The following is a 9,341-nucleotide window of genomic DNA, read 5'->3' as shown; positions in this document are numbered from 1 at the left end:
CAGTTCCCGCAGCATCCGCAGCGCGGCGTTGGCGTAGAAGTTCACAGCCGGCTCTATGGCGCCATCAAGCCCGATGAAATGCGGGCTGTGCCAATCGGGGCATCCGGGGCGGCCGTTGGATCCGATGAAGCCGAACGCCACGGGCATGAGCCGGCTGAACTCCTCGAAGTCCTCACCAGCCATCGACGGGCGGATGGAGCGCAGCTTGGCGTATTCATGCACGTCGTCGGCGACGGCCTGGCTGAGCACCGGATCGCCGACGAGCGGCTGCTGCAGGCAGTCCCAGTCGATATCCGCACGGATGCCGAAGGCGCGCGCGGTGGATTCGACCTCGTCCACAAAACGCTGGTGGACCTTCTTCTCGTCGTTGTTGTCGAAGAACCGCACGGTGCCTTGGAATCCAGCCGTCGCCGGCACCACATTCCAGACATGGCCGCCATGCATTTCGGTGATCGACAGCACGACCGCATGGAACGGCGAGATATTGCGGCTGACGATGGTCTGCAGCTCGAGGATCATCGTGGCGAGCGCCTCAATGGGGCTGGTGCCCTTATGCGGGTAGCCGGCATGGGATCCGGATGCATGCAGGACGACATGGAATTTGACGCATCCGGCCATCATCGGTTCGGTGCCGACGGCGATTTCGCCGGGCGCATAGTTCGGATTGTTATGCGTGCCGATGATCGCATCGAGGTCTTTCACCGCCCCGGAGGCGATGACGCGGCGTGCGCCCTGTCCAAGTTCCTCGGCGGGCTGGAACACCAGTCGGATCGTACCGGCGAACTGGTCGCGATGCTCGGCGAGCCAGAATGCGGCGCCGAGCAGACCGCTCATATGCAGGTCATGGCCGCAGCCGTGCATGACGCCGTCATTGACGGACGAGAACGGCAGTCCCGTGTCCTCCTGGATCGGCAGGCCGTCGATATCCGCCCGCAGGCCGACGATGGGGCCGTCTCCGGCGGTTCCGTGAATGTCCGCGATCACTCCGGTCTCCAGGGGTTTCGGCAGCCGCCATGTTTCGATGCCATGCGCATGCAGCAGGTCACCGAGGTATCGGGTGGTTTCGAACTCCTCAAAACTGCGCTCGGGATGAGCGTGCAGATGGTGGCGGATATCGATGAGTTCCGGAGTGATCGAGATCTTGACAGTCATGGTTCCTGATTCTACGCGGGCGGAATCACGCACCGCGATTGAGCAGCCGCTTGGCGACCGCGTTGGCGATGCCCTGGACAAGTTGCACAAGGACGATCATGATGATCACGGCCGTCCAGGTGACGCCTTGGTCGAACTTCTGATAGCCGTAGGCGATGGCGAAGTTGCCCAGTCCGCCGCCGCCGATATAGCCGGCCATGGCCGACATGTCGAGCACGCCGATGAAGAGGAACGCGTAGGCGAGGATCAGCGGTGCCAGCGCCTCGGGAATCAGCACCGTACGCACGATGGTGAGCTTCGAGGCGCCCATGGAGCGGGCCGCCTCGATGATGCCGGGATCGACCGTGACCAGATTCTGCTCCACCAGGCGTGACGTGGCCATGGTGCACATCACGCACATCGGGAAGATCGCGGCCACCGTGCCGATTGAGGTGCCGACCACGACGATCGTGACCGGCTGCATGGCCGCAAGGAAGATGATGAACGGAATCGGTCGGATCAGGTTGATGATCACATCGAGGATGCGATAGACGACCGCGTTCTCGAAGAGGTTGCCGGGACGGGTGCCGTACAGAATCACGCCGAGGATCAGACCAAGGAACCCGCCGACGACCAGTGTGGTCAGTACCATCTGCAGGGTCTGTACCACGGACTGCGCGAGAATCGGTTTGAGGACCTCCCAATTGGTGGTGGTGTTGGCAAGGGTGATCATCGCGTGACTCCTTCCTCGATCGCGGTGTCGTAGTCATGGGGATTGGCGGCGTCGCCGAAGTCGATGACGTCCGACTTGGAGCGCAGCGAGGCGAGGAACGCGTCGACATCGTTCTGCGAGCCCCTGATTTCGTAGGTGATCGCCCCAATGCCCTGACCGGTCACGGTATCGATGCCGCCATAGAGGATGGACGTGGCGACCGACGGATACGCGGCGATGGTCGTCGAAATGTTCTGTCCGGAAGCGGGGACGACCGTGCTGCCGCGGGTGACGTCCTGCTGACGGATGACCACGGAAATGATCCGGCCGGCGTTCTGGGCATGCATCTGTTCGACGCGCTCGGCCTCGGGAAGACCGCGCAGGGCCGTGGCGATGAAGCGTTTGGTGACCGCCTGCTGCGGCGCGGCGAAGACGTCATACACGTCACCGCCCTCCACCACGCGTCCGGAACTCATCACCGCCACGCGGTTGGCGATTTCCTGCACCACGTTCATCTGATGGGTGATGAGCACGATGGTGACGCCGAACTGCTCGTTGACGCGCTTGAGCAGCTGAAGCACTTCGCTGGTGGTGGTGGGGTCGAGGGCGCTGGTCGCCTCGTCGGCGAGCAGGATCTTGGGGTTCGTGGCCAGGGCACGGGCGATGCCGACGCGTTGTTTCTGGCCGCCGGACAGCTGGGAGGGGTATTTGTTGGCATGTTCGGAAAGGCCGACGAACTCCAGAAGCTCCTTGACGCGGCGTTCCTGATAATCCTTGCGCCAATGGTCGAGCTGCAGTGGATAGGCGATGTTCTGGGCGACGGTTTTCGAGGAGAACAGGTTGAACTGCTGGAAGATCATGCCGATCTTCTGGCGAATCGGCCTGAGCTTCGACTCGGACAGTCCGGTGATGTCATTGCCCAGTACCGTCACGGTTCCACTCGTCGGCGTCTCGAGCGCGTTGATCAGACGGACCAGCGTGGATTTGCCGGCCCCCGAATAGCCGATGATGCCGAAGATGTCGCCGGCGTTGATGGTCAGGCTCACATCGTCGACCGCGCGAGCGACCTTCGCCGACTTGCCGCCCCCCCGCTGTTTGAATTCCTTGACCACATGGTCGAACACGATGATCGGTTCAGACGCGCCTGCTTCGTTGGTCATGAGCCGTCCTTTCTTGCATCTTGCGCTGTGCGCGGGACAAGGCCTTCTCCTTGCCAGAGGGAAAGGAGAAGGCCGCATACCGCATTCGATGGAAATGATATCGGCCTGTCCGCCCGGTTTTGCGGACCCGCGATCACTTCGCCTTGACTTCGGACTCGAGGTCGCTCAGGAAGCCCTGGAGCTCGGCCTTGGAGTAGTCCTTCGCGGAGACGGCGGTGCCGGAGGACTTTTCGGACAGGCCGTCCTGGACCGCCTGGGTGTCGTGGTAGATCTGGACGAGCTTGAGGTAGGTCTCGTTGTCCACGTCCGCCTTGCGGGACACGAAGACATTGATGTACGGGCGGGCTTCCTCGCCTTCGGCCTTGTCCGCGTACACGGCCTCGTCGAGACTGATGCCGGCGTCCGCCACATAATCGTTGTTGACGACGCCTCCCACAACCTGCGGGTCGCTCAGCGCGTTGGCGATCTGCTCGGCCTTCAGCGGGGTCACCTTGACCTTGCTCTTGTCGGTATCGATGTCTGCCGGGGTGGACAGCGGGGTCCAGTCGCCCTTGAGCTGGACGAGGCCGGCCTTCTGGAGCACGCCGATGGCGCGGGCCTGGTTGGTCTCGTCGTTCGGAATCGCCACGGTGTCGCCCTGCTTGATCTGGTCGACGGACTTGACCTTCTTGGAGTACAGGGACAGCGGGTAGACCACGACGCCGCCGATGGGCTGCAAATCCTTATTGTTCTTCACGTTGTAGTTGGCGAGGTACAGCAGGTGCTGGAACTCGTTGAGATCAAGCTCTCCGGAATCAAGTGCGGGGTTCTCGGAAGTGTAGTCCTGGAAGTCCACGAGATCGACGTAGATGCCCTGCTTCTCGGCCTCGGCCTTGAAGGCCACAAAGTCCGGATCGGTGGCGCCGACGACGCCGATCTTCACCGGGTTGTTCTTGGAGCCTTTGACGGCGGAATCGACGCTGTGGGCGTAGGCGCGGTAGCCGAAGAAGCCACCGACTGCGACGAGAGCCACCACAATGATGGCGATGATGGTGTTGCGAAGCGTGTGGTTGACGCGCACCGGCTCCTCGGGGTTGCCGGCCGGCTGCTGCACAGATGCGGTCATGGGAAGTTCCTCTCTTCTCGTATTCGTTGGCCGTTGAGGTGGTCACCGCCGCGCGGCTGCCGCTCGGAGCGGATCTCCATCTCAACGAATGCCCTTCAACCGTAACCCCGCCATGCCGCGAAAATGGCGGAAATCGGCCATTCGCCATATATGCGCTGCTTATAGGGTCTTATACGCCCCTGTGCGGCCAAAGGCTGAGAACCGGCTATAACCTCCTTTCCGAACGGCTATATGACCACATGGTGAGACAATCTTCATTGGCGGCCGCACTTGCTATGGTGTGACCATGCCCAGCCAAGCAACTTCGTCCGCGCCGCCGCGGACCACCACGACGATCTCATTGCGCCAATCGATAGGCTTCGGCATCGGGGACTTCTACGGCGGCGGCCAGATGACGCTCACCATGACGTACCTGTCGCTGTTCTGGACGCGTTTCTGCGACCTCGACATCCAAACCGCGCAGACGATCATCGGCATGTCCACCATTATTTCGGCCTTCTCGGCCCTGTTCTTCGGCGCACTCTCCGACAATCTCTACCGCTTCCCCATCGGGCGCCGGTTCGGTCGTCGCCGACTGCTGCTGCTCATCATGTCGCCGATAGTGCTCGTCGGCATGCTGATGTGGGTTCCGGGCCTGAATCCCGAAGCGTACTTCTGCATATACATGATCTGGATCATGCTCAGCCAGATCTTCATGACCGCCTACAATGCGCTGCCCAGCGAAATGACCACCGATTTCAAGGGCCGCACCCTGCTCAGCAGCACGAGACTGTTCATCTCGAACGGGTCCTGCACGCTCATACCTCTGATCGGGTCGGCGACGCTTTCGACTCTCGGCGAGGACAGGGCCTCCAGCTACCAGATCTTCACCATGAGCTTCACCGTGCTCTTCTCGATTACGCTGTTCATCTGCTGGCGCTCCACATGGGAGCTGAGTCCGGAGGAAGCCGGCTTCGCAGCCTATGCTGACGGTTCGCTCGACCATCTGCACGTCGGCGTCTCCGGCTGGGCGAAGCGCATGGTCAAGCTGGTATGCGAGTACGTTTCCACCTTACGCATACGCTCCTTCCGCCAGCATCTGGCGATCTACCTGTTACTGATGTGCGGCATGGATATATTCGGCCAAACCTTCGCCTACTTCGTGATCTTCAATTGGGGGCAGACCGCCGCGTTCGCCTCGTTGCTGCTCACACTGTCGGCGCTGGCTCTGCCGCTGATGCCGGTATGCAACTGGGGCATGATCAGGTTCGGCCCCCGGACGCTGTTCTCCATTGGGTTCTCAGGTATGGGCATTGGCTTGGTCTGGATGCTCGGCGCCTGGCTGCTGCGTGGCACACTGGCCGGAGGCGCCTGGACCGCGTTCGCCGTCACGGGTGCGGTGGTGTTCTTTGCGTTCCGCACCTCAGCCGGATTCCTGCCCTGGCAGATCTTCCCGCTGATCGCCGATGTGGATCGGATCGTCACCGAACGAAATCGATCGGCCACCTTCGCCGGCGTCCAGGCGTTCTTCCGCCAACTCTGCTCCGGCATCGTGGCCATGAGCGTCGGCGTGGCGCTGAGAGCCACGGGATTCGATGCGCAGCGTGACACGCAGCCATTCGGCGCCCAGATCGGCTTGGCATCGATCACCTTGGGCATCTATCTTGTCGGCGTCGTGCTCGCCTGGATTGTGTCACGCAGCCTGATCCTCGATCGCCGCACGGATAACGAACTGCTCGGGGAAATTGATCGCCTGCGATCCGGAGGCGCGAAGCATACCGTGGATCCTCGCACCAGGCGCACCGTCGAGCAGCTTACCGGCATGCCATATGACGACGTGTGGCCGGACGCCAAGCCGTGACTCCGCGGCACGATTTTCCCGGAGCACTCTCTGCAACGCATCCGCAGGACCGAGCTCGCGTATGCGCACGAAAGCCGAACGGCGGCGCCTGTTGATGCGACCACGTATGATGCAAGCATGCGTTTGTCGGGCAATATTCTGTGGCTGATTCTGGGCGGACTGGTCATCGCCTTCGCCTGGTTGGCGATCGGCCTCGCGCTGTGCATCACCATCATCGGCATCCCGCTGGGACTGCAAGCCTTCAAAATGGCCACCCTTACGCTGACGCCTTTCGGCAAAACCGTCGTATACGGCGGCGGTTTGGGATCAACGTTTGCCAACGTCCTGTGGGTGATGTTGGTCGGCTGGTGGATGGCGATGGGATATCTCATCGCCGGCATATTCAACTGCATCACCATCATCGGCATTCCCTTCGGCATCCAGTCGTTCAAAATGGCCAAGCTGGCCCTATGGCCGTTCGGCGCGGAAATCCGCAATCTCTGAACACCCCTCGCCCCGTGGAATCGCATATGTCCATACAAGGCGTATTGTGCGAGACATGACACATCTGTTTGCGGCCCGCAATGTCGGCTGTGCGATGCCTTCGCAGGAAAATGGAAACGAACGGCGGACGCTCTTCACCGGATGCTTTTCCATCGACGCGGGCGAAATCGTGGATCTTACCGGTCCTTCGGGTGAGGGCAAGTCCAGTCTGCTGACCGCGTTCGCACTGCTGAACCCGTATGCCCACGGGACGTTCGCGGTGGAAGGCCGCGACTCGTCCGAGTACACTCCCCAACAATGGCGGAGCCTTGTGGCGTATGTGCCGCAGCAACCCATACTCACTGGATCAAGCGTGGCCGAAGCGCTCCGGATGCCGTTCTCATTGGCGGTCCGACGTGAGGTCAAAGCCCCCGACGACGCCAAGTTGAGATCGATGCTGGATTCGATGGGCTGCTCCGACATCGAGCTTTCCCGCCCGCCGCATGATTTATCAGGCGGCCAGGCGGCGCGCGTCTGTTTGGCGCGCACTTTGCTGACGGAGCCGAAGCTGTTGCTGGCTGACGAGGTGGACGCGGGATTGGATGACGCGAATGCCGAACTGGTCGCCGCCCTCATGGCCCGCGCCGCCCACGATGGCGGCATGGCGATCGTGCGCATTCGCCACCGACCGGCGGATGGTCTGGCGACGCGGATCATGCGGCTGGAGCACAGCCGACTTGCCCAAATCGGCGTAACGGAGGAGACAAGATGACCGGCAGCTCCTATCCGATCGACGTCTGGGGCCTCTTCGCCGCGATGCTAATGGTCGCGACCGCAGCCTGCATCTCCGGACTGATGCGCATCGGCATCGGGCGCACACTGATGTGGTCGGCGTGCCGCGCGCTGCTGCAACTGTGCGCGATGGGTGTGATCATGGGCTTCGTGATCCGCTCGAACAATCCGTGGCTGGTACTGGCCCTGCTGGTGCTGATGTTGACGGCAGGCGTGCAGATCACGCTGTCGCGCGCGAAAAACGCGCCGAAAACGCTGCATCGCGGGCTGATTGTCCCGGTGCTGCTGGCGCTGTCCGTCACCCTGCTGCTGATGGTGTCGCTGGTCACCGAGTTGATCGTGCGCCCACAGCCATGGTATGCGCCGCAACTGGTGGTACCGCTGGCAGGCATGCTGCTGGGCAACACCGTCTCGGCGTTGGCGGTGGGGTTGAGCCGGTTCTTCGAGTCGATGAAGGATCGACGCGACGACATCGGCATGCTGCTGGCGCTGGGCGCAACGCCATGGGAGGCGTCGCGCCCGTCGGTGGTGTCGTCGATCAGACTGGGGCTGATGCCGACCACCGCCTCGTTGGCCTCCGCCGGCATCGTCACCATACCCGGCATGATGGCCGGTCAGGTCATCGCCGGAGGCGACCCTCTCGATGCCGCCAAATACCAGTTCGTGATTCTCGCGGCCATCGCCGCACTGACCCTACTGGCCGACAGCCTGATCATGCTGCTCGTCTACCGATCCTGCTTCGACGAAGCCAATCGCCTACGCCCGATTGCCCGGTAGCGCCTGCAGCGCGTCAACGGCCTATTGCTATTGACGCTGCTCCCTATGCAGGAACGAGAGCAGCAGGGCGATGACGATCAGCACCAGGCCAAAGATGTAGCCATGGCGAGATCCGGTCACGAAACCCTGAGCCGCGGACTCCCCCGCCGTGCCGGCAGCCTGTCCCGCCATCAGCAGGCAGGTGGCGATGGCGGTGCCGACCGCGCCCACAACCTGCTGCATGGTGTTGAGGATCGTGGAGCCGTCGGCCGCGAGATGATGGGGCAGGCCCTTGAGCGCGGCGGACTGGGCGGACTGCTGCATGAACGGGATGCCGATCATGAACACCACATGCGCCAGCACAAAGAACGCCGGCACCGTGCCCACGCCGATCATGAGGAACAACACGGAACCAACGATGGCCAGCAGCGCGCCGAGGCGCACCAGCGGCACGGCGCCGAAACGATCGAACAGACGACCGGCACCGAACGAGCAGATGGCGTTGACCACGCCGCCGGCGAGCATGAGCAAGCCCGCAGTGGTGGCGTCAAATCCCAGACCCCGCTGGAGCTCCTGCGGCGCGATGTACATGATGGCCAGCGTACAGGCGAAGGAGCAGGTGACCATCAACGCGGGCACGGTGAAGGACCGCAGCCCGAGGATCTTCAGATCCAGCAGCGGGGATTCGAGGTGCAGCTGACGCCAGACGTAGAACGCCAACACCAGCACGCCGACAACAAGCAGTCCGATGACGACGCCGGAGGCGCCCATATCCGACACCAGGCTCACGCCGGCGACCAGGCAGCCGAATCCGATGACGGACGCCACGACGGAGATGACGTCGATGCGCGGACGGGTCGTTTCAATGGGAGTGACGAAGAACACGGCCGTGCATGCGATGGCGGCAACCGACACGACGGCGAACAGCGCGAAGATGGCACGCCAGGAGAACATGCCGATGAGCAGACCGGCAAGGGTGGGGCCAATCACGGGCGCGAACATGATGACCAGCCCGGCCACGCCGTTGGCGGCGCCGATCTGGGCCGGCGGGAAGACGCGCATGATCGCCGCATACATCGAGGGCAGCACGATGCCGGTGCCCACGCCCTGCAGAATGCGGCCCGCGAGCACCAGGGCGAACACGGGCGAAGCGGCGGAGACCACGGCGCCGACGAGGAAGCAGCAGAGCGCCACGATCACCAGGGTTTTGGCCTTCACCCATTTGAGCAGCAATCCCACGCAGGGCAGCACAATGCCGATGGCGAGCATATAGCCGACGACCATCCACTGCGCCGTGCCGGTGGTGATGCCGAACTCGTCGCAGAGGGCCGGCAACGCGATGTTCATCGAGGTTTCGGACAGCATGCCGAGGAACGCGCCGAG

General features: G+C 62.6%; 9 protein-coding genes. 4 read left to right on the top strand and 5 right to left on the bottom strand.

Annotated elements, in window-relative coordinates:
* The 4 genes from B2994_RS01615 to B2994_RS01600 all read right to left on the bottom strand — a co-directional run.
* Window positions 1–1,152, bottom strand: a 1,152-nt coding sequence (locus B2994_RS01615) for an amidohydrolase (RefSeq protein ID WP_291526660.1), incomplete at its 3' end; no start/stop codon positions are given.
* Between the two features lie 25 nt (window positions 1,153–1,177).
* Window positions 1,178–1,864, bottom strand: a complete 687-nt coding sequence (locus B2994_RS01610; RefSeq protein WP_291526659.1) for a methionine ABC transporter permease — start codon at window positions 1,862–1,864, stop codon at window positions 1,178–1,180.
* Window positions 1,861–3,003, bottom strand: a complete 1,143-nt coding sequence (locus B2994_RS01605) for a methionine ABC transporter ATP-binding protein (protein WP_291526658.1) — start codon at window positions 3,001–3,003, stop codon at window positions 1,861–1,863. The genes B2994_RS01610 and B2994_RS01605 overlap by 4 nt, the downstream gene beginning before the upstream one ends.
* 133 nt (window positions 3,004–3,136) lie before the next feature.
* Window positions 3,137–4,108 carry a MetQ/NlpA family ABC transporter substrate-binding protein gene (locus B2994_RS01600; protein ID WP_291526657.1) on the bottom strand — a complete coding sequence of 324 codons (972 nt, stop codon included), beginning with the start codon at window positions 4,106–4,108 and terminating at the stop codon, window positions 3,137–3,139.
* A gap of 286 nt (window positions 4,109–4,394) precedes the next feature.
* Here B2994_RS01600 and B2994_RS01595 point away from each other — a divergent pair, with 286 nt between their 5' ends.
* The 4 genes from B2994_RS01595 to B2994_RS01580 all read left to right on the top strand — a co-directional run bounded on the left by B2994_RS01595 (window position 4,395) and on the right by B2994_RS01580 (window position 7,979).
* The gene (locus B2994_RS01595; RefSeq protein ID WP_291526656.1) at window positions 4,395–5,948 is read left to right on the top strand and encodes an MFS transporter; all 1,554 of its coding nucleotides are present in this window, start codon (window positions 4,395–4,397) and stop codon (window positions 5,946–5,948) included.
* A 117-nt stretch (window positions 5,949–6,065) separates the two neighbouring features.
* The gene (locus tag B2994_RS01590) at window positions 6,066–6,431 is read left to right on the top strand and encodes a YccF domain-containing protein (RefSeq protein ID WP_291526655.1); all 366 of its coding nucleotides are present in this window, start codon (window positions 6,066–6,068) and stop codon (window positions 6,429–6,431) included.
* A 55-nt stretch (window positions 6,432–6,486) separates the two neighbouring features.
* The gene (locus tag B2994_RS01585) at window positions 6,487–7,182 is read left to right on the top strand and encodes an ABC transporter ATP-binding protein (protein ID WP_291526654.1); all 696 of its coding nucleotides are present in this window, start codon (window positions 6,487–6,489) and stop codon (window positions 7,180–7,182) included.
* Entirely contained in the window at window positions 7,179–7,979 is an 801-nt protein-coding gene (locus tag B2994_RS01580) for an ABC transporter permease (protein ID WP_291526653.1), read from the top strand. The genes B2994_RS01585 and B2994_RS01580 overlap by 4 nt, the downstream gene beginning before the upstream one ends.
* 27 nt (window positions 7,980–8,006) lie before the next feature.
* Here B2994_RS01580 and B2994_RS01575 read toward each other — a convergent pair.
* On the bottom strand, window positions 8,007–9,341 hold a 1,335-nt coding region (locus B2994_RS01575), incomplete at its 5' end, for a DHA2 family efflux MFS transporter permease subunit (protein WP_291526652.1).

Origin of the sequence: Bifidobacterium sp. UBA744 (genome assembly GCA_002298605.1) — a bacterium.
Lineage (GTDB): Bacteria > Actinomycetota > Actinomycetes > Actinomycetales > Bifidobacteriaceae > Bifidobacterium.
Note: the sequence above shows the minus strand (reverse complement) of the source record. Positions and strands in the feature narration are given on the sequence as shown.

What these genes read in the sequence shown, in the direction of transcription:
- B2994_RS01610 (WP_291526659.1), bottom strand. Translation starts at nt 1,864, where the DNA reads ATGATCACCCTTGCCAACACCACCACCAATTGGGAGGTCCTCAAACCG.
- B2994_RS01605 (WP_291526658.1), bottom strand. Translation starts at nt 3,003, where the DNA reads ATGACCAACGAAGCAGGCGCGTCTGAACCGATCATCGTGTTCGACCAT.
- B2994_RS01600 (WP_291526657.1), bottom strand. Translation starts at nt 4,108, where the DNA reads ATGACCGCATCTGTGCAGCAGCCGGCCGGCAACCCCGAGGAGCCGGTG.
- B2994_RS01595 (WP_291526656.1), top strand. Translation starts at nt 4,395, where the DNA reads ATGCCCAGCCAAGCAACTTCGTCCGCGCCGCCGCGGACCACCACGACG.
- B2994_RS01590 (WP_291526655.1), top strand. Translation starts at nt 6,066, where the DNA reads ATGCGTTTGTCGGGCAATATTCTGTGGCTGATTCTGGGCGGACTGGTC.
- B2994_RS01585 (WP_291526654.1), top strand. Translation starts at nt 6,487, where the DNA reads ATGACACATCTGTTTGCGGCCCGCAATGTCGGCTGTGCGATGCCTTCG.
- B2994_RS01580 (WP_291526653.1), top strand. Translation starts at nt 7,179, where the DNA reads ATGACCGGCAGCTCCTATCCGATCGACGTCTGGGGCCTCTTCGCCGCG.